Source organism: Pseudomonas sp. RIT357 (genome assembly GCF_000632245.1).
GTDB classification, from domain to species: Bacteria; Pseudomonadota; Gammaproteobacteria; order Pseudomonadales; family Pseudomonadaceae; genus Aquipseudomonas; species Aquipseudomonas sivasensis.
In genome coordinates this window covers 41,734-64,269 of the sequence record NZ_JFYX01000016.1, presented here as the reverse complement: position 1 = coordinate 64,269, position 22,536 = coordinate 41,734, and the positions used below count along the sequence as shown (strand labels likewise).

The following is a 22,536-nucleotide window of genomic DNA, read 5'->3' as shown; positions in this document are numbered from 1 at the left end:
TTTGATCAGTTGGCCGCCCAGAAGATGTAGTCGGCCTGGTACTTCACCACTTCCTGTTTGCCCTTGTTGGCGACCGTGCATTCAGTGCTTGGCGCTACACCGCCTTTAAGGGCGACCCGTTGGATGTAACTCACGCCACTCATCGCGCCCTTGCCTTCGGCCGGGTTGGCCTTGACCAGTTGATAAGGCAAGTTGCCCGGGCTCGATGGCGCCACGGCCAGCTGGGTGCCGGTGATTTTCGAACCGTCCTTGGCTTGCCAAGTGGCAGGTGGGCCGAAGTAGGTGCCGACCTGCTTGCCGCTGCGATCATTGAGCACCGCCTTGGGGCCGACGAAAGTCCATTCGGTCTGGCCAGCGGCGTTGGCTTTGTCGCGGCACTCGTAGGTGATTTCGCCGACACCGGTGGTTTCCATCGCCACCTTGTGGCCGTCCGGCACTTTAATGCTGTCCGGCAAACCGGCCTGGGCAAAGGCGGCGGGGCTGGCAACGAGCAAACCGGTGAGGCAGAGCAGGGCTTTAGCGTTCATGGGTGTTTCTCCATTAGATGAAACAGCAGGGTTGCTGCAAGGACTACCCATGGGCACGCCAACTGGATGCAGTGATCGGCAAAAAAAATTGCATTAAGCGAAAAAGATCTAAAGTCAGATCATATTGGTATAAGTCGTTATAAGAAAAATCGCTATCCTGCCGCCAGAAATTTATAAGGCCGCGGGTAGCTGTAATGGAAGTGGGTAACTTTGGTTTCGTAATTGCCGGCCTGATCGTAGGTTTTATCGTGGGCATGACCGGTGTCGGCGGGGGCTCGTTGATGACCCCGATCCTGTTGTGGTTCGGCATCAACCCGGCCACGGCTGTGGGCACTGACCTGTTGTACGCGGCCATCACCAAGTCCGGTGGCGTGCTGGTACACAGCAAGAACAAGAACATCGATTGGACCATCACCGGCTGGCTGACCCTGGGCAGTGTGCCTGCGGTGCTGCTGACCCTGTGGTTTCTCGCCACCTTGCATACCGATCCTACGGCGATGAACGCGGTCATCAAGCAAGCCCTCGGTGTCGTGTTGCTGTTGACGGCCCTGGCGATCCTGTTCAAGCAACGCCTGCTGGCCTTCGCCCAGCGTCACGCGGGCGACAGCTACCACATGAACCCGCGCAACCTGAACGGCTTGACCGTTGTCACCGGCGCCATCCTCGGCACCATGGTCGCCCTGACTTCAATCGGCGCCGGCGCCCTGGGCACTGTGGCGCTGTTTATCCTGTATCCATTCCTGGCCACGCGCCGCCTGGTCGGCACCGAGATTGCTCACGCCGTGCCCCTGACCCTGGTGGCAGGCCTGGGCCATGCTGGCATGGGCAATATGGACTGGCACCTGCTGGGCTTTCTGCTGATGGGTTCGTTGCCGGGCATTTACTTCGGCAGCCACATGACCGGCAAGATCCCGGACGGCGTGCTTCGCCCGTGCCTGGCGATCATGTTGATGGCGGTTGGTTACAAACTGGCCTTCTGAGGCGTGCGCAGTATCCAATGTGGGAGGGGGCTTGCCCCCGATAGCGGTGGGTCAGTTTTTGAATACAGTGACTGACCCACTGCCATCGGGGGCAAGCCCCCTCCCACAGTTTTGACCCCGCTCAGCCTCAGGCTTTCGCCGGACCATTACCGATCTGCCACACAAACGGCGGCTCGGTGCCATTGATCACCCAGTCCCCCACGATCCGCGCCTTGTAGATCACCGGGTTGTGAGACGACACAGTCCGCGCATTGCGCCAATGCCGATCAAGGGCTTTCCCCTGGCGCACGTCCGACGCCCCCAGTGCGTTGAACAACTCGCTGGTAGCCCGCTGGATCAACTCCGACACCACCACCTGCGCCGTGGCCGACTCAATTTCGGCGGCGACGTTGGCTTCGCGCTCCACGGCGTCATCCCCGCCAAACCGCGCCACGTAAGCCCGTTGCGCTGGCAATGTCGCCCTTAACGCGCTGGCCTCAGCGGCATACACCAGTGCTGCGACTTCGCCCACCACCTGTTGAATCTGTGCGTCCTGGCTCACATGCTGGGCATTGCCGTGGCTGTAGATGCGCTTGCGGCTGCGCACCTGGTGGGCCACATCGCGCAACGCCGCACGGCCGATACCGGCGAGGCTGGCCAGCAGGACAAGTTGGTAGAACGCGGTCTGGTATTTGAAACGGGTGGCAAAGTCGATGACGTTATCCGCCTCGACTTCAGCATCGGTAAAGCGCGAGGTGCCGCTGCCGGTGGTGCGCTGGCCAAAGCCGTCCCAATCGTCGCTGTGCACCACGCCAGGCTGGCGTGCACGGGTCGCAGCGATCACATCGCCGCCGGTGTCGCTGCGTTGGGCGTACACATCGATCCAGTCAGAGAAAATGCTGCCGGTGCTGTAGAACTTTTCACCGTTGAGCTTCCACTTATCGCCGTCGGGGCTGACCTGGGTGACCACATCACCGATGGCCACGTTGCCGATTTCAGTCCAGGCGCAGCCGACGATATCGCCGTCGACAAACCGCTTGAACCACAGGTCCCGGCCGGCACTCGGCGGCGCGTTCAGGCGGTCCTCGGCAAAGGCGAAATGCCCGCGCAGGGCCTGGGGTACGTTGGAGTCGGCTTCGGCCAGTTCGATCAGCAGTTCGAACAGTTGCGGCAGCGAAGCACCGCCACCGCCATATTCCACCGGTACGCGCACCGCGCCGAAACCGGCCTCCTTGAGCCATTGGAGCGGCTCATGGGGCAGGGTACGGCTGAGTTCGCGCTGCACCGCACCGTCGGCGATGCGCTGGAAGATCGGCCGGAAGCGCGCGGCCAAGGTGGGGTAATCGACGCCGATGGACAGCGGGTTAATGACGTGATGTTCGGTCATGGGCAAGGCTCCGGGGCAGTGGTCAATGCAAGGGGGATTGCACAGTCCGTGCCGGGTTCGTGGCCCAATGTTTACGGGGGATTTGCGTTGATTACTGTTGCTCCAGCAACAGCATTCCGACAAACCGGCGTGATCCATGACATGTGCGTGCACGCCCGCCGGGGGCGTTTTTTTGGGCGCAACGCCCATGGCATGGGCCTTTGCCACTGACTGGCACGCTTGCTGCTCAAGCCTCGATACATCCCTTTTGCACGAGGTACCGTTCGATGAGTCAGCAAGCCGTGAAATTTGCCTATTGGGTGCCCAACGTCAGCGGTGGGCTGGTGGTCAGTAAGATCGAACAACGCACCCACTGGGGCATCGACTACAACCGTAAATTGGCGCAATTGGCCGAAGAAGCCGGCTTCGAATACGGCCTGACCCAGATCCGCTTCACCGCTGGCTACGGCGCCGAGAACCAGCATGAATCCGTGGCGTTCAGCCATGCGCTGCTGGCGGCGACCACCAAGCTCAAGGTCATCGCCGCGATCCTTCCCGGCCCTTGGCAGCCGGCGCTGGCGGCCAAGCAACTGGCGACCATCGACCAACTCACCAACGGCCGCATTGCGGTGAACATCGTCAGTGGCTGGTTCAAGGGCGAGTTCCAGGCCATCGGCGAACACTGGCTGGAACACGACGAGCGCTATCGCCGTTCCGAGGAATTTATCCGCGCCCTCAAAGGCATCTGGACCCAGGACGACTTTACCTTCAAGGGCGACTTCTACCGTTTCAACAACTACACCCTCAAACCCAAGCCGCTGGGCCAGCCGGAAGTGTTCCAAGGCGGCAGTTCACGGGCCGCGCGGGACATGGCGGCGCGGGTGTCGGATTGGTATTTCACCAACGGCAACACCCCGGAAGGCATCAAGGCCCAGGTCGATGACATTCGCACCAAGGCTGCCGCAAATAACCACTCGGTCAAAGTCGGCGTGAATGCATTCATCATCGCCCGCGACACCGAGGAAGAAGCCCGCGCCGTACTCGCAGAGATCATCGACAAGGCCGACCCGGAAGCCGTGAATGCCTTTGGCGACGCGGCCAAGCAAGCAGGCAAGGCGTCACCCGAAGGCGAGGGCAACTGGGCCAAGTCCAGCTTTGAAGACCTGGTGCAGTACAACGATGGCTTCAAGACCAACCTGATCGGCACTCCGCAGCAGATCGCCGAGCGCATCGTTGCACTCAAGGCCGTAGGCGTGGACCTGGTGCTGGCGGGCTTCCTGCACTTCCAGGAAGAAGTGGAGTACTTCGGCAAACGCGTATTGCCGCTGGTACGCGAGCTGGAAGCCAAGGCCGGGATCAAGCAGGTGGCCTGACCAAGGTTTTTTCCAGGCGCAGGGCCGGGGTGTGGTCTGCGTAGTAGTCGTTGACCTGGGCGAAGCGCCGGTAGCCATTGCGCTCATACAGCGCCAGGGCGCCGGGGTTGTCGGTGCGCACCTCCAGGCGCAGGTGCGCGCACCCGTGCGTCACCCCGCAGGCCTCGACATGGCTGAGCAACTGCCTGCCCAGCCCGAGGCCGCGTGCGTGGGCGGCAATGGCGATGGAATACAAGCGCGCGAACGCGCTGCCACGACGAAACAGCACTAGCGCATAACCGAGCAACTGCCCGTCCTGTTCCGCTACCAGCAACTGGCCGTGGGCGCGGCTGATCATCCAGTGAAAACTGCGCGATGAGAGCCGGTCACTGGTGAAACACTGTTGTTCCAATGCGACCAATGCCGGTACATCACCGGGTAATGCAACGCGAGAGAAAAGAGCCATATAACCGCCGTAAAAGTTGCGTAACGAAACGGGACTTCCCTAAAAGATCGTGCTTAATAGAAAAGGTCGAGTTCTCTAAAGCGGATCAAATATTATGTCGGCGGTACAAGGTCATTGGCGTGAAGTATCCGAGCAAATTGTCGCGGCGACAATAACTTCGAAGGGCTTTTTTTCTGCGTCGCCTCGAAGTAACAGTCAAGTGGTGATTATTGTTGAGCGCAAGGAAGATTGGGCCTCCTACTTTCCCAGCGAAGACATCGTCACCGCCCAGGAATACCTTGAGCAAACACGGCAAAACGAGACTGGCAAGCGTGTGCAGGTGATCAACCTGTGCCGCAGCTACAAGTACCTGGGGCACGGCTACTACTGCTCGTTGCTGGCCGAAGCGCGCGGACACAAGGTGATTCCCTCGGTGCGTACCATCAGCGAACTGACTAAGAAGTCGCTGTACGGCCTGGCGCTGGATGACCTGGATAAAACCCTTGATAAAGCCTTGAGTCATCACCTCTACAGTAATACCGAAGGGTTTACCCTGACACTTTACTTCGGCAGGACCAATATAGAACCGTTGCAGGAATTGGCCCGCCAGTTGTTTGAAACATTCCCGTGTCCGATCCTCTTGGTTGAATTCAGAAAGAATAACGGTTGGCATATCGAAGGGGTGAAATCCGGCGTATTGCACAAGTTGCGCGACGATCAGGAAGATCAGTTCGCCCATGCCCTTGATAACTTCAGCCGCAAGATCTGGCGCCAACCCCGTTCGCGGCGCCTGGCCCGTTATGACTTGGCAATCCTGCACGATCCACAGGAGCAGCTGCCACCCTCCAACGCCCGTGCCCTGGAGAACTTCATCCGCGTGGGCAAGGGCCTGGGCATCGATGTGGAGCTGATCGAGCGTAAGGACTACGCGCGGCTGGCCGAATACGACGCCTTGCTGATCCGCGAGACCACCAGCGTTGACAACCATACCTACCGCTTTGCCAAAAAAGCCGAAAGCGAAGGCCTGGTGGTGATGGACGACCCCGCGTCGATCCTGCGCTGCACCAACAAGGTCTACCTCACCGACTTGCTCAACAGCCATCAGCTGGGCATGCCCGCCACCGAGATTCTCTACAAGGAGCGACCGGAAGATTTCGAACGGGTCGGCGAGCGCCTTGGGTTTCCGCTGGTGTTGAAGATTCCCGACGGGTGTTTCTCCCGAGGCGTGATCAAGGTCGAAAGCCAGGAAGCCTTGCTCAAGGCCACCGCCGAGTTGTTCGAGCATTCGGTGCTGCTGTTGGCCCAGGAATTCTTCTACACCGAGTACGACTGGCGCATCGGCGTACTCAATCGCAAGCCGATTTTTGCCTGCCAGTACTTCATGTCTAAGGGCCATTGGCAGATCTATAACCACAAGGCCATCGGCCAGGCCATCAACGGCGAATGCCGCACCCTGGCCGTCCATGAAGCGCCCAAGGCTGTGGTGGAACTGGCGGTGAAGACCGCCAACCTGATCGGCGATGGCCTTTACGGTGTGGACCTCAAGCAGTCCGGCGACAAGGTGGTGGTGATCGAGGTCAACGACAACCCGAACCTGGATGCTGGAATCGAAGATGCCTACTTGCAGGACGACCTGTACAGCCTGGTGCTGGAAGAGTTCGTGCGGCGCCTGGAGTTGAAACGCCAGGGCCAGGTCTGGTGACGCGCGATGATCCAGCGCTTTGAACTGAACGGTGGAAAGTTACGTCCGGGGCATAGCGACGCGGCCCCGATCCTGTTGTTCAACAACCCCGACCTGGCCGAGCGCGAGTGGCTGCGCGATCACCACAAGCTCGACGAGCACGCGTTGGCGTCGGCGCTCGACCCGGACGAAGTCTCACGCATCGAGTTTCATCCCGACAACCTGTTCCTGATCTGGAAGCGCCCGGAGAACTATTCCGGTGGTGGCAACCTGGTGTTCGAAGTGGCGTCGTGCGGCCTGCTGTTTTCACCCGGCCGCCTGCTGGTGATCGCCACCGATGAGACCCCACTGAGTGGCCTGGGCCAGCGCCGGCCGTTGCACACGCCGCTGGACGTATTGCTCGACCTGTTGCTCAACAACATCCACCACTACCTGGGCCACCTCAAGGTGATCAAGCTGGTTGCACGGGAGTTGCAGCAGCAGTTCAACGCGTCCATGAGCAATCATCACCTGATGCAGATGTTCAGCCTCAGCGAAAGCCTGATTTATTACATCAACGCGCTGCACAGCAACGGCGCCGTGCTGTCGCGGCTGCGTAACCATGGGGAAAAGGAGCACTTCAGTGCTGAAATTCTCGGCCTTATCGATGACCTGATCATCGAGAACCACCAGTGCTACAAACAGGCGGAGATCTATTCCAACGTGTTTTCCGGCCTGATCGATGCGCGCGGCAACCTGATGAACAACAGCATGAACAACCTGTTGCGCAAGCTGACGCTGATCAACGTGGTGTTCTTGCCGCTCAACCTGATCGCCAGCATTGGCGGTATGTCGGAGTTCAGCATGATGACCGCGGGTACGCCGTGGTGGGTGTCGTACCCATTGTTCCTGGCAGCGATGGGGTTGGGCGCCGGCTTGATGGTACTGGCGCTCAAACGGATGGCGGGCGCGACGATGTAAGGGTGGCGAGGGAGTACTTCTTCGACAAGCCCGCTCACCACCGTTTATTCGCCTGGCTGTGTTTGCAAGGTCAGCACTTCAAAGCCATCCGCCGTCACCGCCACCGTGTGCTCCCACTGCGCCGACAGGCTGTTGTCCTTGGTCACCACCGTCCAGCCGTCTTTCAGGCTGCGCACTTTGGAACTGCCCTGGTTGAGCATCGGTTCGATGGTAAACACCATGCCTTCGCGCAGTTCCAGCCCGGTGCCGGGTCGGCCGAAGTGCAGGATTTGCGGTTCTTCATGCATCTGCTTGCCGATACCGTGGCCGCAGTATTCACGCACCACGCTGTAGCCGTTGGCCTGGGCGTGGCTCTGGATCGCGTGGCCGATATCACCGAGGCGTGCGCCGGGCTTGACCTGGCGGATCCCGGCCCACATCGCCTCAAAGGTCATTTCCACCAGGCGCCGCGCCTTAGGGGCGACGTTGCCAATCATGTACATCTTGCTGGAGTCGGCGATAAAGCCACCTTTTTCCAGGGTGATGTCGATGTTGATGATGTCGCCGTCCTTGAGGATCTCCTTGGGGCTGGGCATCCCATGGCACACCACTTCGTTGATTGAGGTGTTGATGGAGAAGGGGTAGTCGTATTGCCCGAGGCTGGCGGGACGGGCTTTAAGGTCGTTACGAATGAAGGCTTCGACGGCGGCGTCCAGCTCCAGGGTGGAGCGGCCGGCGGCGACAAACCCGTCGAGCATGTCAAACACTTGAGCCAGCAGGCGCCCGGATTCGCGCATCACAGCCAGTTGAGCGGCAGTCTTGATCATCAGCTGCGCCCCCGGATCAGGTCGGGCTTGTCCAGCAACAGTTTGTTGATCAGCTCGTTGTACGGCAGGTTGGGGTTGAGTTCGGCGAGCAGGCCGATCTTGATCCAGAACTCGGCCTGGGCGTTGATGGAGCGGTCCATGGCCGCGCTGGCCAGGCGGAGTTGTTCATGCAGTTGGTCGGTGATTTTGACGATGCCCATGGGGTTCACTGTTTAAAAATTGATATACAAAGCGTATATGTTTCGTATATCCATCGTAAACCCCCAAACGCTAAATGGCGCTTGGCCATTGACTTGCCCGGTGACGCCCGGTTAATTTCGTGACATGACATTTCAAACCTTCCGCAGCCAGCCAAGCATTATTACCGCCATTCCTCATTTGGCGGGATAGCACACGGCTGCACCCAAACCCGCCTTAGAGGCGGGTTTTGTTTTTCCGTCTCCAGGGCCCTTGAAAACCAGGAGACACCCATGAGCACGTGCCCCGTCCCCCACACCGCTGATACGGCATTGCTTGAACACTATGTAAAAAAGATCCTCGCTGCCCCGGTCTATGACCTGGCGTTGCGTACGCCCCTGCAAGCCGCGCCGGCATTGTCGGCGCTGCTGGGTAACCAGGTGCTGCTCAAGCGCGAAGACCTGCAACCGACCTTTTCCTTCAAGATTCGCGGCGCCTACAACAAGCTGGTGCAGCTCACCGCCGAGCAAAAGGCGCGCGGTGTGGTGACCGCATCGGCGGGGAACCATGCACAAGGCGTGGCACTGGCGGCGAAGGAGTTGGGGATCAAGGCGCGGATTGTCATGCCGTGCAGCACGCCCGAGTTGAAGGTGTTGGGCGTGCGCTCCCGAGGCGCCGAAGCGGTGTTGCACGGGGAGAGCTTCCCGTTTGCCCTGGCCCATGCGCTGCAACTGGCCGAGACATCCGGATGCACGTTCGTTTCGCCCTTCGATGATCCGGACGTGATCGCCGGCCAGGGCACCGTGGCCATGGAAATCCTGCGCCAGCAACAGGGCCCGTTGGACGCCATCTTCGTGCCGGTGGGTGGCGGCGGTCTGATCGCAGGTATCGCGGCCTACGTCAAATACCTGCGGCCTGAGGTGCGCATCGTCGGTGTCGAGCCCGAAGGCTCCAGTTGCCTGCTGGCCGCCCTGCGTGCCGGTGAGCGGGTGGTGTTGCCGAGCGTCGACGGGTTTGCCGACGGTACCGCCGTAGCGCAGATCGGCGCCTACGGTTTTGAAATCTGCCGGGAGTGGGTGGACGAAGTGATCACCGTGAGCAATGACGAACTGTGCAGCGCCATCAAGCTGATCTACGACGACACCCGTTCCATCACCGAACCCTCTGGCGCGTTGGCGGTGGCGGGCATTCGCAAGTACGTGGCGCAACGAGGCGTGCATGGGCAGACACTGGTGGCGGTGAATTCCGGGGCGAATATTAACTTTGATAGTTTGCGACATGTTGCTGAAAGAGTGACGGCATACGCACACGAAGTGCAGGGTTAAACGTTTAATCGTGGCTGTTCGACGATGTTATAAACACTACGGACGGGGACCTGTTTAAGTTATATAAACTTTCGCGTTCCTTATGAGGAATGGTTACAACGCAAGCGTATTTTGCCGAGTAGGCTGGTAGTTGAAACGTCTTCCAAGGTCGGCAAGACGCGGCAGGCAGGCGTCTGCCACACCCATAAGACTCTGTTGGCAGTCTCAAAAAAGGAGAGGTTGGCCATGCTTTCGGAATTAGAGCTTCGCAGCATTATTGAAGGAAGTTTCCTGCCCAAACGGTGCGAATGCACCAAAGCCGAAGATGCTTCGCTGACGATCAAGATCTATGACGATCGCGACCGTGACCGGGTGGATTTGGAGGTCAAAGGCATCAAGACGGACAAACTCGACAGCAGTCGAGCGATTTGCAACCTGATCGCCGGGTTGCGTGAAGATCTGAAAAATACCCATGCACCCGCCCTGCAAAGAGCGGGAGGTCGAGCCTATTACTAGGCAGAAGCCTGAGGGTGAACCACCGAAGACCTGTGGGCTTGGATAAACGCCAGGCCCAATACGGTTTCGGTCGCCACGGCCAGGAAGATCCCCGGCCCGGCGTTGCCATTGAACCACTCACTCAAGCCCAGCACAGCCAGCACCAGGCAACCGATGGCAAAGCCACTGGTCATGGCGCGACGCGTGTCCGAAGGCGGCGCATGGCGGGCCCGGTAAAACATGATGCCGATGGCCAGGAACAGCGCGGCGCTGCGGCGGGCGACCAGGCCTGTGGCGTCTGAAGAATTCACTCCCCACATACCGAGCAGCAGATCGGGGCGTGACCCCCAGACCAGTGCGAGGGCAAAGCACAGCAGGGCGGTTGTGGTGGCGAGGGTACGAAAACTGAACGGCATGGCGATTCCTTTCGGCCTTGGGACAAGCCCGCAAGAATACGCCTATCTACGCGGGCTTGCTGTGTGACAGTGCAACGCTCAATTCTGGAAGCTGCACGCGTCGGACAGCTTCCGATAGCCCACATCTTCGACTTTCCCAGCCTTGTCCACGAACTTGATATCGGCGTCGATGACTTTGCAGTCATTGGTCGGCGCTTCGTTCATGGCGATCACATGCTTGATGTTCAACGGCATGCCGTATTGGTAAGGCACGGGTTTCTGGTTGTCGGCCTGGGCCAGGCCCGAGACGGCTGCCAGTGCCAGCGCGCCGCCACACAGTAAAGTAAGTAGTTTCATGAAGGTGCTCCGCAAGTGGGTTCGACTTCACTGTCGGCTTGCGGGATTAACCATCGATTAATCGAGGCCTGGCTGACAAAACCTTCATGAAACCGGGTGTTCAGCCCAACTGTTTACGATACGGCAGGTCCGGGCCGGTTTTGGTGCAGGTCATTGCCGCCGCGCGAATCGCGAAGCCCAGCATGGCGTCAATCTGCGCGCGGGTGAGTTGTTGCAGGCCGTTGACCGAATCCAACTGCTGCTCGGTCAGCCAGGCAATCAACGCAGCCTGGAAGGTATCGCCGGCGCCCACGGTGTCGGCCATCAGCACCTTGACCGCAGGTTGCGACCAGGTGCCATGTTGGCGGCTGAACACACTGGCGCCGTCGCCGCCACGGGTGAGGAATACCAACTGGCAGCGGTGTTGCAACCAGCCTTGCAGCACGCTTTCCGGCGACTGGTCGGGGTACAGCAGGTGCAGGTCTTCATCGCTGACCTTGATCAGGTCGGCATGTTTGACCAGCTCGGCGACGCGGTCACGCCACAGCTGGATGTCGGGTTGCGGGTTGAGGCGCACGTTGGGGTCGAGGCTGATCAGGCGCTTGCCGCTTTCGCGCTGTACCAGGGCCAGCAGGGTGTCGCCAATCGGTTGCACCACCAGGGAGAACGAGCCGATATGCAGCCCACGCACGTCATCACCGAGTACCGGCAAATGCTCGGCTTGCAGCAGCCGGTCCGCACAGCCCTCACCCCGGAAGTTGTACTGCGGTGAACCATTGGCACCCACGGCGACCATGGACAGGGTGGTCGGCGCGGCGAATTCCACCAGGAACTGCTCGCTGACGCCTTCATCTTTCAGCACCTGCAATAAGCGTCGGCCGAGGAAATCGGTGGACAGGCCGCCGAACAACCCGGCCTCGATGCCCAGGCGGCGTAACCCCACCGCGACGTTGAACGGTGAGCCACCCGCAATCGCCTTGTAGTTGACCTTGGAGGCCTGCCCGCTGGCATCTTCCTCGCTGAAAAAATCGAACAGCGCTTCACCACACACCAGATACATAGTCGTTCGCTCTTAAAGGGTTGCCACGTGCTGTTGATAGCGTTCGTAAGCCAGTTGATAGGCGCTGACATGGGCCGCCACCGGCAGGGTACGGCTGGCCGGGTCAACGCTCACGCATTTGTCGCAGAGGCTGGCCAGGGATTCGCCGGACTGGCTCCACGCAGCCTGGATCGCCGCGCCGAGGGCGGCGGCTTCGCTTTGTTCGGTGCAGATCACTTCGGTGTTCATGATATCGGCGACCATCTGCCGCCACACGGGGCTTTTCGAGCCGCCGCCGATCAGGCGGATACTCTGGCTTTGCAGGCCGGTCTGGCGCAGCAGGTCCAGCCCGTAGCGCAGGCCGAAGGTGGTGCCTTCAACCACGGCGCGGCACAGGTTGGCGCGTGTCAGGTTGGTCATGGTCAGGCCGTGCAGGCTGCCAGTGGCGTGGGGCAGGGCGGGTACGCGTTCGCCGTTGAGGAACGGCAGCATGCTGACGCCGTCGGCGCCAATCGGCGCTTGCTCCACCAGGCTGTTGAACGCGTTGAGGTCGAGTTCGAACAGCTCGCGTATCACGCCTGTGGCGTTGGTCAGGTTCATCGTGCAGATCAACGGCAACCAGCCGCCGCTGGATGAGCAGAATGTGGCGACCGACGCTTGGGGGCTGACGTTGGGTTGGTCCGAAAACGCATAGACGGTACCCGATGAGCCCAGGCTCATGGTGATCACGCCGGGCGCGATATTACCGGTGCCGATCGCGCCCATCATGTTATCGCCGCCGCCGCTGGCGACGATGGCGTTGGGGTTGATGCCCAGGCGCTCGGCGATGGCAGGCAGGATGCTGCCCACGGTTTGATCGGCTTCGATCAGTTGCGGTAAGGCTTGTTCCAGGCGACCACTGGGGTCGATGTGCTTGAGCAGTGCCACATCCCAGTCACGGCTGCGCACGTTGAAGTAGCCGGTGCCGGACGCATCGCCGTATTCTGCGACGGCACGGCCGGTGAGCCAGTAATTGAGGTAGTCGTGGGGCAGCAGGATATGGGCGATTTGCTTGAAGATGTCCGGGTGTTGTTCGCGCGTCCATAGTAGCTTGGACACGGTGTAGCCCGGTGCGATGGCCACGCCCAGCCGTTCGAGTGAACCGCTTTCGCCGCCCAGATGTTGCAGCAGGCGGTCGTTCTCCGGCGCGGTTTCGGTGTCGCACCACAGCTTGGCCGGGCGCAAGACCTGGCCTTGGTCATCCAGCAGTACCAGCCCGTGCTGCTGGCCGGAAACCCCGATACCAAGGATGTCCTGGCCGTCCACGCCAGCCTGTTGCAGGGCGCGGTGGGTGGCTTCGGTAAAGGCGTCCAGCCACTCCTGGGTGTGCTGTTCGCGACGGCCATTGGCGCCGCTGATCAACGTGTGCGCGGCGGCGCCCAGGCCCAGCACCTTGCCGCTGGAGGCGTCGAGGACGATGGCTTTGGTGCCTTGGGTGCCGCAGTCGATGCCGAGGAACAGGTTTTGCTGGGTCATGATGGTGTGCTCAGCAGTGTTATTTTTTTTGGATTGGCAACCCGGTCCAGTGTGGGAGGGGGCTTGCTCCCGATGGCCGTGGGTCAGTGAAAGATATTTGACTGACACACCCTCATCGGGGGCAAGCCCCTTCTCACATTTAAACCGGTTTCTTCAGGAGGTGCTTCAGGGTAGTGGTGACGCCGTTATCACGCAGACTCTCATAGCACCGCTCGAACGCTGCCACAAACGCCGGCGAGTTGGGAATAGCCGTGCCAAAAATCTCTTCTACACCCAGTAGGCGTTTGCTGATCAGCGCATCGTCAGTCACCAACCCCTGGCAGAATTCCGCCCGCGGATCGGGGATTTTGTAGCTCACCCCATTCTCATCCACACCCTTCAAATACAAGGCCCAGGCTGCGACGACCAGCGCCGCGCGCTCTGTTTCACGCCCATCGGCAATCAGATGATTGATGGTCGGCACGGTGAACTTGGGAAACTTCGACGAGCCGTCCGAACACACGCGCTCCAACTGGTCGGCAATCGCCTGGTTGGAGAAGCGATCCACCAGCGTCTGCTTGTAGTCGGTCAGGTCGATGCCCGGTACCGGCGCGAGGTTTGGCGTGACGTCGAGGTCCATGTAGGCACGCATGTAGGCTACGAACAGCGGGTCGTTCATGGTCTCGTGCACAAACCGATAACCCTTGAGAAACCCCAGGTAGGTCAGGGCCAGGTGGCTGCCGTTGAGCAAACCGATCTTCATCTCTTCATAGGGCGTCACATCGTCGGTGAACTGCACGCCGACCTTTTCCCACGCCGGGCGGCCGTTGACGAATTTGTCTTCCAGCACCCACTGCACGAAGGGTTCGCACACCACTGGCCAGGCATCGTCAATGCCGTGTTCATCGTGCAATTGCAGGCGGTGGGCGGTGCTGGTCATGGGAGTGATGCGGTCGACCATGGCATTCGGGAAGCTCACATTGGCCTCGATCCAGTCATGCAACTCGGCATTGTGCAGGGCGGCAAACGCCAGCAATGCCTTGCGCGTGACGGCGCCGTTGTGGGGCAGGTTATCGCAGGACATCACGGTGAACGCGGGAATGCCGGCGGCGCGGCGTTGGGTCAGCGCCGCGCAGATAAAACCGAACACGGTTTTCGGCGCCGTGGGGTGCGCCAGGTCGTGCTGGATCTGCGGCAGGTGGGCCATGAACTCGCCGTTGCTGTCGTCGATGCAGTAACCGCCCTCGGTGATGGTCAGCGAGACGATGCGGATTTCAGGGCTGGCGAGCTTGTCGATCAGGGCTTGGGCGCTGTCTTCGGCCAGCAGCATGTCGCTGATGGCACCGATTACGCGCACTTCGGTGTCGTCGGTGTCGCCCAGTTCATACAGGGTGAACAGGTAGTCCTGGCCGGCCAGATCGTCGCGGGCCTTGCGGTCCTCGGCCCGCAGTCCGACGCCGCAGATGCTCCAGTCCAGGCCTTCACCGGTGTTCATCAGCGCATCGGTGTAATACGCCTGATGCGCGCGGTGGAAGCCGCCGACGCCGATATGGGCGATGCCCTGACGGGTGTCGGCAATGGCGTAGGCCGGGATTTTCACCTGCTCAGCCAGTTGCGTGAGGTTCTGTGTGTTCAATTTCATAACGTAATACTCGCGAAATCAGGCGGCAGCGCGCAGTGGACGGGCCACGGCCACGCCATCGGTGTCGAACAGATGGCAGTGCGCCGGGTCCAGGTGCAGGTGCAGGGTTTCACCGTACTGGCTGGCCATGTCGCCGCGGATGCGCATGGTCAACGGCTCGCCGTTGGCGGTGTTGACGTGGCAGAAGGTGTCACTGCCCAGGCGTTCGCCGACGTCGGCGGTGACGGTCAGGGTGGTTTGGCCAGGCGACGCGATTTCCAGGTGCTCCGGACGAATGCCCAGGGTGACCGCGCTGCCGACGCTCAAGGTCGGACCACTGAGCGGCAGGTTGATCAAGGTGCCGGCGTCCAGTTGCACTTCGCAGGTCTGGGACTCGACACGCGTGACCTTGCCCTTGAGGAAACCCATTTTCGGCGTGCCAAGAAAGCCCGCCACAAACAGGTTCGCGGGTTGGTGATACAGCTCCAGCGGCGAACCTACCTGCTCGATACGGCCGCTGTTGAGCACCACCACCTTGTCAGCCAGGGTCATGGCCTCGACCTGGTCGTGGGTCACGTAGATCATGGTCGCCTGCAGTTCTTTATGCAGGCGCGCCAGCTCCAGGCGCATTTGCACACGCAGGGCGGCGTCGAGGTTGGACAGCGGTTCGTCGAACAGGAAGATCTTCGGGTTGCGCACAATGGCGCGGCCAATCGCTACGCGCTGACGCTGGCCACCGGAGAGTTGCTTGGGCTTGCGCTCCAGCAGCGGGCCCAGTTCGAGGATGCGCGCCGCTTCGTTGACCTTCCTCTCCACCAGCTTCTTGTCGACGCCGGCCAGGTCCAGGGCAAACGACATGTTTTTGCGCACGCTCATATGCGGATACAGCGCGTAAGTCTGGAACACCATCGCCAGGTCGCGCTTGGCCGGGGTCACTTCGGTGATGTCGCGGCCATCGAGTTCGATGGTGCCTTCGGTAACTTCTTCCAGGCCGGCGATCAAGCGCAGCAGGGTGGACTTACCGCAGCCCGACGGGCCGACGAAGACCACGAACTCCTTGTCGTTCACTTCCAGGTCGATGCCTTTGATGATCGAGAAACCTTCGAAGCCTTTTTGCAAATTCTTGATTTTGAGGTTGGCCATGATGGGCCCTCCGCTAGAAATTATTATTTAACTGCGCCGAAGGACAAACCGCGCACCAGCTGTTTCTGGCTGATCCAGCCAAAGATCAGGATCGGCGCACAGGCGAGGGTCGAGACGGCCGACAATTTGGCCCAGAACAAACCTTCGGGGCTGGAGTAGGAGGCGATCAGCGCGGTCAACGGCGCCGCGTTCGATGAGGTCAGGTTCAGCGACCAGAACGCCTCGTTCCAACACAGGATCAGCGACAGCAACACCGTGGAAGCGAGGCCGCCCTTGGCGATCGGCAGCAGTACCCGGACCATTTCCTGCCAGAGGGTGGCGCCGTCCAGGCGTGCGGCTTCGAGGATGTCTTTGGGGATGTCTTTGAAGTAGGTGTAAACCATCCAGACCACGATCGGCAGGTTGATCAGGGTGTAGATGATGATCAGCGCAATGCGCGTATCCAGCAGGCCAAAACTCTTGGCCAGCAGGTAGATCGGCATCAGCACGCCTACCGGCGGCAGCATCTTGGTGGACAGCATCCACAGCAGCGTGCCCTTGGTGCGCTTGGTTTCGTAGAACGCCATGGAGTAGGCCGCCGGCACCGAGATCAGCAGGCACAGGGCGGTAGCGCTGAAGGAAATCAGCACCGAGTTCCAGGCATAGCTGAAGTAGTTGCTGCGCTCGTTGATGTGCAGGTAGTTCTCCAGCGTCGGCGTGAAGATGAACTGCGGCGGCGTGGCGAACGCGTCGATTTCGGTCTTGAAGCTGGTCAGCACCATCCAGAAGATCGGGAAGAAAATCAGGATCGCGATGGCCCAGGCCAACGTGCCGAGCAACAGGCTTTGCAGGCGGCGGGATTGTTGAAGCGTCATGGCGCGGCCCTCAAGGCTTGTCAGTCAGGTTTTTGCCGATCATCCGCACCAGGATGATCGCCGCGATATTGGCGATGACCACGGCAATCAAGCCGCCGGCCGAGGCCATGCCCACGTCGAATTGCACCAGCGCCTGGTTGTAGATCAGGTAGGCGAGGTTGGTCGACGCGTAGCCGGGGCCACCGTTGGTGGTGGTGAAGATTTCGGCGAATACCGAGAGCAGGAAGATCGTTTCGATCATCACCACCACGGCAATCGGGCGGGCCAGGTGGGGCAGGGTCAGGTGCCAGAAAATCGCAATGGCGCCGGCACCGTCCAGACGTGCCGCTTCCTTTTGTTCCTGGTCGAGGGACTGCATGGCGGTCATCAGCAGCAGGATCGCGAAGGGCAGCCATTGCCACGACACAATGATGATGATCGACAGCAGCGGGTAGTGCGCCAGCCAGTCAACAGGTTCTGCGCCAAAGAACTTCCACACGGCAGCGAGGATTCCCGACACCGGGTGAAAAATCAGGTTCTTCCAGATCAGCGCACCGACGGTGGGCATGATGAAGAACGGAGAAATCAGCAACACCCGCACCAGGCCGCGACCGAAGAATTCACTGGCTTCCAGCAGCGCGCTGATCAACACGCCGAACACCACGCTGATCAGCAATACGCTACCTACCAGCAACAGGGTGTTGGAGGCACCGGGCAAGAAGCCCGAGTCGGTGATGAAGTAGGTGAAGTTCTCCAGCCCCACGAATTGGTTTTCGCCGGGGTAGAGCAGGTTGTAGCGGATCAGGGAAAAGTACAGGGTCATGCCCAGGGGCACGATCATCCAAAGCAACAGCATGGCGACCGAGGGCGTGACGAGGAACCAGCCGGGGTTGGCCAGGCGGTTTTTGGGTGCTGTATTCATGATAATCAAGGCCATTGCGAAGCAAGGATCGGAATGCGGTCAGGATGGGAGAGGGCTTGCCCCCGATAGCGGTGTATCAGTCACTGAATCATCAACTGGTAGATGGCTATCGGGAGCAAGCCCCCTCCCACATTTGACTGTGGTGAGACCCGGGTTATTTGGGGTAACCCGCCCGCTTCATTTCACGCTCGGTGGTGGTCTGCGCGGCGGTCAGTGCAGCATCGACCGTTTGCTGACCGGTCAGTGCACCGGAGAAGAACTTGCCGACCTGGGTACCAATCGCCTGGAACTCAGGAATGGTCACCAACTGGATACCGATATACGGCACCGGCTTGAGCGTCGGTTTGGTCGGGTCGGCGACTTTCAGCGATTCCAAGGTCACCTTGGCGAATGGTGCAGCCTTCATGTACTCGTCGCTGTAGGTCGACTTGCGTGTGCCAGGCGGTACGTTGGCCACGCCGTCGGTCTTGGCGACCAATGCGCCATATTCCTTGGAGGTTGCCCAACTGGTGAACACCTTGGCGGCGTCCTTGGCCTTGGAGCTGGTCGGGATCGCCAGGGACCAGGAGTACAGCCACGAAGTGCCTTTGTCGGTCTTCTCGTGGGGCGCGAAGGTGAAGCCTACGCTGTCGGCCACCTTGCTTTGGGACTTGTCGGTGACAAACGAGCCGGCCACGCTGGCGTCGACCCAAATTGCACACTTGCCGCTGTTGAACAGCGCCAGGTTTTCGTTGAAACCGTTGCTGGACGCACCCGGCGGGCCGGATTTCTTCATGTTGTCGACGTAAAAGTTAAGCGCGTCTTTCCATTCGGGGCCGTTGAATTCAGGCTGCCACTTTTCATCGAACCACCGCGCGCCATAGCCGTTGGCCAGGGTGGTGATCAGCGCCATGTTTTCACCCCAACCGGCTTTGCCGCGCAGGCACAGGCCGTATTGCTCTTTGGTTTTGTCGGTGAGTTTGGCCGCGAATTCGCCGATCTGGGTCCAGGTCGGATGCTCGGGCATGGTCAGCCCGGCGTCCTTGAACAGGTCGGTGCGGTAATACGTGATCGAGCTTTCAGCGTAGAACGGCAGGGCGTACAGCGAGCCTTTGACGGACAAACCGTCACGCACAGAAGGGAAAACGTCGTCGAGGTCGTAGGAAGCCGGAAGATCCTTCATCGGTTCCAGCCAGCCTTTGGCGCCCCAGAGTGCGGCTTCGTACATGCCAATGGTCAGCACGTCGAACTGTCCGCCTTGGGTGGCGATGTCGGTGGTCAGGCGTTGGCGCAGCACGTTTTCTTCGAGCACCACCCAATTCAGCTTGATCTCTGGATGCTCGGCCTCGAAGGTCTTCGAGAGCTTTTGCATGCGGATCATGTCGCTGTTGTTGACGGTGGCAATGGTCAGGGTCTGCGCGCCAAAGCTGACGGCGCTGAGGGTCATGCAGGTTGTCATGCAGGTGGAGACAAGCAGTGCTTTTGCTGTGAACTTCATCGCGCACTCCATTTCCGCGCCCAGGGGCTACAGAAGGACAGTTATTGTTGTTGTGTCTTCCTACGAGGAGTCAGGAAGAGTGTGCGTTGATTACAGCCTTCAAATGGGGTTGTGACAAATCCTTGGGAGCACTTGGACTGATACTTTTTTGCACTCGGTCACACAGCCTTTGAAACCTTCAAGCCAGGTTCTGCTCGGTCAGCCGTTGCACCGCCAGGCGCCGGTAGTGGGAAGGGGTCATGCCTTTAAGCTGCTGAAAACGTCGGTTGAAGTTGGAGATATTGTTGAAACCCGACTCAAAGCACACATCGGTGACGGCCTTGTCGCCATCTGCCAGTAACTCGCATGACTTGCTGATGCGCAGTCTGTTGACGAATTCGATAAATGTGCGCCCGGTGGCCTGCTTGAACACCCGGGAAAAATACGTGGGCTTCATGCCCAAGTGTTCCGCCACTTCCTCCAGCGGCAACTCCCGCGCGTAGTGGGCGAAGATGTAATCCACCGCCCGGTTGGTGCGGTCGATGCTGTGTTCATCGGCCAGTTGCGGCGTGGTCACGCCGGACAGCAGTTGGTAGTCCTCACAGGTACTCAAGACTTCCAGCAAGATAAAGAAGTGCCCCAGGCGCGCCATACCCTGGGCGTCCTCGATGCGTTGCATCAGGGTCATGGCTTGGGCAATGGTCTTTCTGCAACGAAACTCGATGCCGTACTGGGCGCGTTCCAGCAGTGGGGTGAGGGTTTTCAGCTCGGTGAAGATATGGCTGCCGTTTTCCAGTAATTCTTCGGTGAAGTTCACCAGCATGTCGCGCTTGGGCACCACCTCGTCTTCTTCCACCTGGCTGATCCAGTTATGGGGCAGGTTGGGGCCGGTGAGGAAGAGGCTTTCAGGGTAGAAATTACCGATGTAGTCGCCGATAAACACCTTGCCCGAGCTGGCGACGATCAGGTGCAGTTCGTATTCCTTGTGGAAATGCCAGCGCACCAGCGGACAGGGGAAACCATGCTGGCGATAGATGATGGACAGACCGTTGTGATCGTCCATCAGTTCGTAGGAAGGGTCGGTGATTCGCGCTGCTCGGGTCATGCTGCCGTCGCTTTTATTGTTGGTTGCGACCCGAATAATGCCCCCTTGTGCGCGCCCCTGCCAGCGTCGGTGTTTACAGCACGCGGTTTTTTGCCTCGATCCACTGGGACATGTACTGGGTACTTTTGTGGGCGTGATGGCGCAGCATGCTGCCGGTAAAGTTGTCGCGGCGATGGGCGGCGAGGTGGCGACGGCAGTGCTCCAGGCATTCCATCAGCGCAGGCCCGTGGACGTTCTGGTCATAGCGGCGGGCAATCAACTGGCGGCCGTCTTCCTGGGCCTGGGTCCAGCGCTCGCGGTCCTGGTACAAAGCCACGGCAGCGGCGGCCAAGGCAGGCGCGCTGGTTTCGATCATGCCGGGCCATGGTTGCTCATCGCCCATGGCCTCGGCGCCGATCGGCGTGCTGATGCTCGGCGTACCGCACAGCATCGCGTCCGCCAGTTTGCCCTTGATGCCCGCGCCGAAGCGCAGGGGGGCCAGGCAGATGCGTGCAGCGCTCATTACCTGTAGCGCGTCTTCAGCCCAGTTCATCATATGAAAGCCCTGGGCCGGGTTATGCAGGGCGGTGGCCTTGGGTGGGGTGTAAGCGCCATAGATATGCAGCTGCGCGCCGGGTAATTGTTGTCGAATCAGCGGCCACAGGCTGTTCTTCATCCACAGCACAGCGTCCCAATTGGGCGCGTGACGGAAGTTGCCGATGCTGAGGAAATGCGCGCGGTCGTCAAACGGGACGAAGTTTTCGGTCACGGGCTCCAGCATCAGCGGGCACCAGTGGAGCAGGGCGGCCGGCACCTTGAACTGCTCGGTCAGGAGGCGCATTTCCACGTCGGAGATCATCAGGTTGATGTCACAGCGGTAAATCGCCGCGATCTCGCGCTTGGCCACGTCGGTGTCGGCCATCAGTTGGAACTCATCTTCCAGGGCGGGCGCAAACAGAGCGCTGAAGTCGTCGCTGTCGGGATGGGTCTTAAGGTGGTTCTTGAGCCGTTGCTGGCGGGCGTCGCGCAGGCTTTGCAGGTCGCAGGTTTCCAGCACGCGCAATGCGTCGGGGCAACACTTCTCCACGCGCCAGCCGAACTGCTCTTCCATCATAAAACGGTCGAACAGCACGATATTCGGAGCGAGCTCGCGGATAAAATCGTCGAAACTGCTGTTATTGAGCTCGATGGCGCATTCGGCAATGCCGAGGGCGAGCAGGTCGGCTTTGTGCTCGCCGAGTGCAGCAGGGCTGCTGAAGGTAATGTCCCAACCTTGTGTAAGAAAGGTCTCAAGAATCTGCATCATATGCCCGCCAGCGGCCGAAGAACGCGGCTCCGGCCAGACATAACCAATGACCAGAACTTTGGTGGCAGGCGGATTCATCGACGACGGTTTCCTTTAAGGGCAGGCGAAAAGCGCGCAATTAAACCACAACCTGTGGACATGACAATTTGTGTCTGGCGGTAGGTAGGCACGGCACTTTGTGGTTAACTTCCGCCTCTCGAATTCGTTTAACTAAACCCAGCATAAGGATTCTGTTCATGGCTCAAGTCACCCTTAAAGGCAACGCGGTCAAGGTTGAAGGCGAATTGCCGCAAGTCGGCACCCAGGCTCCAGACTTCATCCTGACTGCCAACGACCTGTCGGACGCCACCCTGGCGACCTTCGCCGGCAAGCGCAAAGTGCTGAACATCTTCCCAAGCGTTGATACCCCGACTTGCGCGGCGTCGGTTCGCAAGTTCAACGCCCAGGCCAACGAACTGAACAACACCGTTGTACTGTGCATCTCCACCGACCTGCCATTCGCCCAAGCACGCTTCTGCGGCTCCGAAGGCCTGGAAAACGTGAAGAACCTGTCGGATTTCCGCGATCCTGCTTTCGCTCAGGACTTTGGCGTGGCAATCGCTGATGGCCCGCTGCGCGGCCTGACCGCCCGCGCCGTGGTGGTTCTGGACGAAAACAACAACGTCCTGCACACCCAACTGGTTTCTGAAATCGCTGAAGAACCAAACTACGAAGCCGTTCTGGCTGTTCTGAAGTAACTGTTTGCGTGGATGCTGTCGTTTTGCAGTAACACGCGTGATACATGATTGCGGCCTGGCCTAGTCCAGGCCGTTTTCATTTGTGCTTCAGACGTTTA

General features: G+C 59.9%; 22 protein-coding genes and 1 pseudogene. 7 read left to right on the top strand and 16 right to left on the bottom strand.

Annotated features, from left to right (window positions below):
• Window positions 1-5: 5 nt before the first annotated feature.
• Complete coding sequence (locus BW43_RS14355; RefSeq protein ID WP_032886898.1) at window positions 6-527, bottom strand: DUF3455 domain-containing protein; 522 nt, start codon at window positions 525-527, stop codon at window positions 6-8.
• A 194-nt stretch (window positions 528-721) separates the two neighbouring features.
• Here BW43_RS14355 and BW43_RS14360 point away from each other — a divergent pair, with 194 nt between their 5' ends.
• Window positions 722-1,507: a sulfite exporter TauE/SafE family protein gene (locus BW43_RS14360; protein WP_032886896.1), complete on the top strand. Its 786-nt coding sequence runs from the start codon at window positions 722-724 to the stop codon at window positions 1,505-1,507.
• Between the two features lie 127 nt (window positions 1,508-1,634).
• On the opposite strand, the gene BW43_RS14365 is transcribed toward BW43_RS14360, so the two are convergent.
• Window positions 1,635-2,873 (bottom strand): acyl-CoA dehydrogenase family protein, encoded by a 1,239-nt coding sequence (locus BW43_RS14365; RefSeq protein ID WP_032886894.1) that lies wholly within the window; start codon window positions 2,871-2,873, stop codon window positions 1,635-1,637.
• A gap of 266 nt (window positions 2,874-3,139) precedes the next feature.
• Here BW43_RS14365 and sfnG point away from each other — a divergent pair, with 266 nt between their 5' ends.
• The gene (gene sfnG, locus BW43_RS14370) at window positions 3,140-4,225 is read left to right on the top strand and encodes a dimethylsulfone monooxygenase SfnG (RefSeq protein ID WP_032886892.1); all 1,086 of its coding nucleotides are present in this window, start codon (window positions 3,140-3,142) and stop codon (window positions 4,223-4,225) included.
• Here the strand turns inward: sfnG and BW43_RS14375 are convergent.
• Window positions 4,221-4,670, bottom strand: a pseudogene (locus tag BW43_RS14375) (GNAT family N-acetyltransferase); the annotation flags it as partial. The gene sfnG and the pseudogene BW43_RS14375 sit on opposite strands and share 5 nt — an antisense overlap.
• A gap of 94 nt (window positions 4,671-4,764) precedes the next feature.
• Here BW43_RS14375 and BW43_RS14380 point away from each other — a divergent pair.
• Both BW43_RS14380 and BW43_RS14385 read left to right on the top strand, forming a co-directional pair.
• The gene (locus BW43_RS14380; RefSeq protein ID WP_032886887.1) at window positions 4,765-6,351 is read left to right on the top strand and encodes a RimK family protein; all 1,587 of its coding nucleotides are present in this window, start codon (window positions 4,765-4,767) and stop codon (window positions 6,349-6,351) included.
• A 6-nt stretch (window positions 6,352-6,357) separates the two neighbouring features.
• Window positions 6,358-7,290, top strand: coding sequence for a magnesium transporter CorA family protein (locus BW43_RS14385; RefSeq protein ID WP_032886884.1), 933 nt, complete (start codon window positions 6,358-6,360; stop codon window positions 7,288-7,290).
• A 44-nt stretch (window positions 7,291-7,334) separates the two neighbouring features.
• Here the strand turns inward: BW43_RS14385 and map are convergent, their stop codons facing one another.
• Together map and BW43_RS14395 are read right to left on the bottom strand one after the other, a co-directional pair.
• Window positions 7,335-8,096 carry a type I methionyl aminopeptidase gene (gene map / locus BW43_RS14390; RefSeq protein ID WP_032886882.1) on the bottom strand — a complete coding sequence of 254 codons (762 nt, stop codon included), beginning with the start codon at window positions 8,094-8,096 and terminating at the stop codon, window positions 7,335-7,337.
• A complete protein-coding gene (locus BW43_RS14395; RefSeq protein ID WP_025855286.1) occupies window positions 8,096-8,296 on the bottom strand; it encodes a ParD-like family protein in 201 nt (66 codons plus the stop codon). Before BW43_RS14395 ends, map begins: the two co-directional genes overlap by 1 nt.
• Before the next feature lie 270 nt (window positions 8,297-8,566).
• Between BW43_RS14395 and ilvA the strand changes: the two genes are divergently transcribed.
• Window positions 8,567-9,598, top strand: a complete 1,032-nt coding sequence (ilvA, locus tag BW43_RS14400; protein ID WP_081797707.1) for a threonine ammonia-lyase, biosynthetic — start codon at window positions 8,567-8,569, stop codon at window positions 9,596-9,598.
• A gap of 225 nt (window positions 9,599-9,823) precedes the next feature.
• Entirely contained in the window at window positions 9,824-10,093 is a 270-nt protein-coding gene (locus tag BW43_RS14405; protein ID WP_032886880.1) for a DUF1652 domain-containing protein, read from the top strand.
• Here the strand turns inward: BW43_RS14405 and BW43_RS14410 are convergent.
• From BW43_RS14410 to BW43_RS14460, 11 genes are all read right to left on the bottom strand, one after another.
• Complete coding sequence (locus BW43_RS14410; protein ID WP_032886879.1) at window positions 10,090-10,488, bottom strand: hypothetical protein; 399 nt, start codon at window positions 10,486-10,488, stop codon at window positions 10,090-10,092. The genes BW43_RS14405 and BW43_RS14410 overlap by 4 nt on opposite strands.
• 78 nt (window positions 10,489-10,566) lie before the next feature.
• A complete protein-coding gene (locus tag BW43_RS14415) occupies window positions 10,567-10,824 on the bottom strand; it encodes a DUF2790 domain-containing protein (protein ID WP_032886878.1) in 258 nt (85 codons plus the stop codon).
• A gap of 100 nt (window positions 10,825-10,924) precedes the next feature.
• Window positions 10,925-11,863 carry a carbohydrate kinase gene (locus BW43_RS14420; protein ID WP_032886876.1) on the bottom strand — a complete coding sequence of 313 codons (939 nt, stop codon included), beginning with the start codon at window positions 11,861-11,863 and terminating at the stop codon, window positions 10,925-10,927.
• A 12-nt stretch (window positions 11,864-11,875) separates the two neighbouring features.
• Complete coding sequence (gene xylB, locus BW43_RS14425; protein ID WP_032886875.1) at window positions 11,876-13,357, bottom strand: xylulokinase; 1,482 nt, start codon at window positions 13,355-13,357, stop codon at window positions 11,876-11,878.
• Between the two features lie 139 nt (window positions 13,358-13,496).
• Window positions 13,497-14,978, bottom strand: coding sequence for a mannitol dehydrogenase family protein (locus BW43_RS14430; protein ID WP_032886874.1), 1,482 nt, complete (start codon window positions 14,976-14,978; stop codon window positions 13,497-13,499).
• Between the two features lie 18 nt (window positions 14,979-14,996).
• Window positions 14,997-16,100: an ABC transporter ATP-binding protein gene (locus BW43_RS14435; RefSeq protein WP_032886873.1), complete on the bottom strand. Its 1,104-nt coding sequence runs from the start codon at window positions 16,098-16,100 to the stop codon at window positions 14,997-14,999.
• 23 nt (window positions 16,101-16,123) lie between these two features.
• The gene (locus BW43_RS14440; RefSeq protein ID WP_032886872.1) at window positions 16,124-16,954 is read right to left on the bottom strand and encodes a carbohydrate ABC transporter permease; all 831 of its coding nucleotides are present in this window, start codon (window positions 16,952-16,954) and stop codon (window positions 16,124-16,126) included.
• 10 nt (window positions 16,955-16,964) lie between these two features.
• Entirely contained in the window at window positions 16,965-17,855 is an 891-nt protein-coding gene (locus BW43_RS14445; protein ID WP_050442832.1) for a carbohydrate ABC transporter permease, read from the bottom strand.
• A 154-nt stretch (window positions 17,856-18,009) separates the two neighbouring features.
• The gene (locus BW43_RS14450; protein ID WP_371260725.1) at window positions 18,010-19,293 is read right to left on the bottom strand and encodes a sugar ABC transporter substrate-binding protein; all 1,284 of its coding nucleotides are present in this window, start codon (window positions 19,291-19,293) and stop codon (window positions 18,010-18,012) included.
• A gap of 217 nt (window positions 19,294-19,510) precedes the next feature.
• Window positions 19,511-20,416 carry an AraC family transcriptional regulator gene (locus BW43_RS14455; protein ID WP_032886868.1) on the bottom strand — a complete coding sequence of 302 codons (906 nt, stop codon included), beginning with the start codon at window positions 20,414-20,416 and terminating at the stop codon, window positions 19,511-19,513.
• A 73-nt stretch (window positions 20,417-20,489) separates the two neighbouring features.
• Entirely contained in the window at window positions 20,490-21,779 is a 1,290-nt protein-coding gene (locus BW43_RS14460; RefSeq protein ID WP_032886867.1) for a glycosyltransferase, read from the bottom strand.
• A gap of 158 nt (window positions 21,780-21,937) precedes the next feature.
• On the opposite strand from BW43_RS14460, the gene tpx reads away from it, so the two are divergent.
• The gene (gene tpx / locus BW43_RS14465) at window positions 21,938-22,438 is read left to right on the top strand and encodes a thiol peroxidase (RefSeq protein ID WP_032886866.1); all 501 of its coding nucleotides are present in this window, start codon (window positions 21,938-21,940) and stop codon (window positions 22,436-22,438) included.
• Window positions 22,439-22,536: the final 98 nt, after the last annotated feature.

Excerpts from the sequence above, each read along its gene's own strand:
- BW43_RS14355 (WP_032886898.1), bottom strand. The coding sequence starts at position 527 with ATGAACGCTAAAGCCCTGCTCTGCCTCACCGGTTTGCTCGTTGCCAGC.
- BW43_RS14360 (WP_032886896.1), top strand. The coding sequence starts at position 722 with ATGGAAGTGGGTAACTTTGGTTTCGTAATTGCCGGCCTGATCGTAGGT.
- BW43_RS14365 (WP_032886894.1), bottom strand. The coding sequence starts at position 2,873 with ATGACCGAACATCACGTCATTAACCCGCTGTCCATCGGCGTCGATTAC.
- sfnG (WP_032886892.1), top strand. The coding sequence starts at position 3,140 with ATGAGTCAGCAAGCCGTGAAATTTGCCTATTGGGTGCCCAACGTCAGC.
- BW43_RS14380 (WP_032886887.1), top strand. The coding sequence starts at position 4,765 with ATGTCGGCGGTACAAGGTCATTGGCGTGAAGTATCCGAGCAAATTGTC.
- BW43_RS14385 (WP_032886884.1), top strand. The coding sequence starts at position 6,358 with ATGATCCAGCGCTTTGAACTGAACGGTGGAAAGTTACGTCCGGGGCAT.
- map (WP_032886882.1), bottom strand. The coding sequence starts at position 8,096 with ATGATCAAGACTGCCGCTCAACTGGCTGTGATGCGCGAATCCGGGCGC.
- BW43_RS14395 (WP_025855286.1), bottom strand. The coding sequence starts at position 8,296 with ATGGGCATCGTCAAAATCACCGACCAACTGCATGAACAACTCCGCCTG.
- ilvA (WP_081797707.1), top strand. The coding sequence starts at position 8,567 with ATGAGCACGTGCCCCGTCCCCCACACCGCTGATACGGCATTGCTTGAA.
- BW43_RS14405 (WP_032886880.1), top strand. The coding sequence starts at position 9,824 with ATGCTTTCGGAATTAGAGCTTCGCAGCATTATTGAAGGAAGTTTCCTG.
- BW43_RS14410 (WP_032886879.1), bottom strand. The coding sequence starts at position 10,488 with ATGCCGTTCAGTTTTCGTACCCTCGCCACCACAACCGCCCTGCTGTGC.
- BW43_RS14415 (WP_032886878.1), bottom strand. The coding sequence starts at position 10,824 with ATGAAACTACTTACTTTACTGTGTGGCGGCGCGCTGGCACTGGCAGCC.
- BW43_RS14420 (WP_032886876.1), bottom strand. The coding sequence starts at position 11,863 with ATGTATCTGGTGTGTGGTGAAGCGCTGTTCGATTTTTTCAGCGAGGAA.
- xylB (WP_032886875.1), bottom strand. The coding sequence starts at position 13,357 with ATGACCCAGCAAAACCTGTTCCTCGGCATCGACTGCGGCACCCAAGGC.
- BW43_RS14430 (WP_032886874.1), bottom strand. The coding sequence starts at position 14,978 with ATGAAATTGAACACACAGAACCTCACGCAACTGGCTGAGCAGGTGAAA.
- BW43_RS14435 (WP_032886873.1), bottom strand. The coding sequence starts at position 16,100 with ATGGCCAACCTCAAAATCAAGAATTTGCAAAAAGGCTTCGAAGGTTTC.
- BW43_RS14440 (WP_032886872.1), bottom strand. The coding sequence starts at position 16,954 with ATGACGCTTCAACAATCCCGCCGCCTGCAAAGCCTGTTGCTCGGCACG.
- BW43_RS14445 (WP_050442832.1), bottom strand. The coding sequence starts at position 17,855 with ATGAATACAGCACCCAAAAACCGCCTGGCCAACCCCGGCTGGTTCCTC.
- BW43_RS14450 (WP_371260725.1), bottom strand. The coding sequence starts at position 19,293 with ATGACAACCTGCATGACCCTCAGCGCCGTCAGCTTTGGCGCGCAGACC.
- BW43_RS14455 (WP_032886868.1), bottom strand. The coding sequence starts at position 20,416 with ATGACCCGAGCAGCGCGAATCACCGACCCTTCCTACGAACTGATGGAC.
- BW43_RS14460 (WP_032886867.1), bottom strand. The coding sequence starts at position 21,779 with ATGAATCCGCCTGCCACCAAAGTTCTGGTCATTGGTTATGTCTGGCCG.
- tpx (WP_032886866.1), top strand. The coding sequence starts at position 21,938 with ATGGCTCAAGTCACCCTTAAAGGCAACGCGGTCAAGGTTGAAGGCGAA.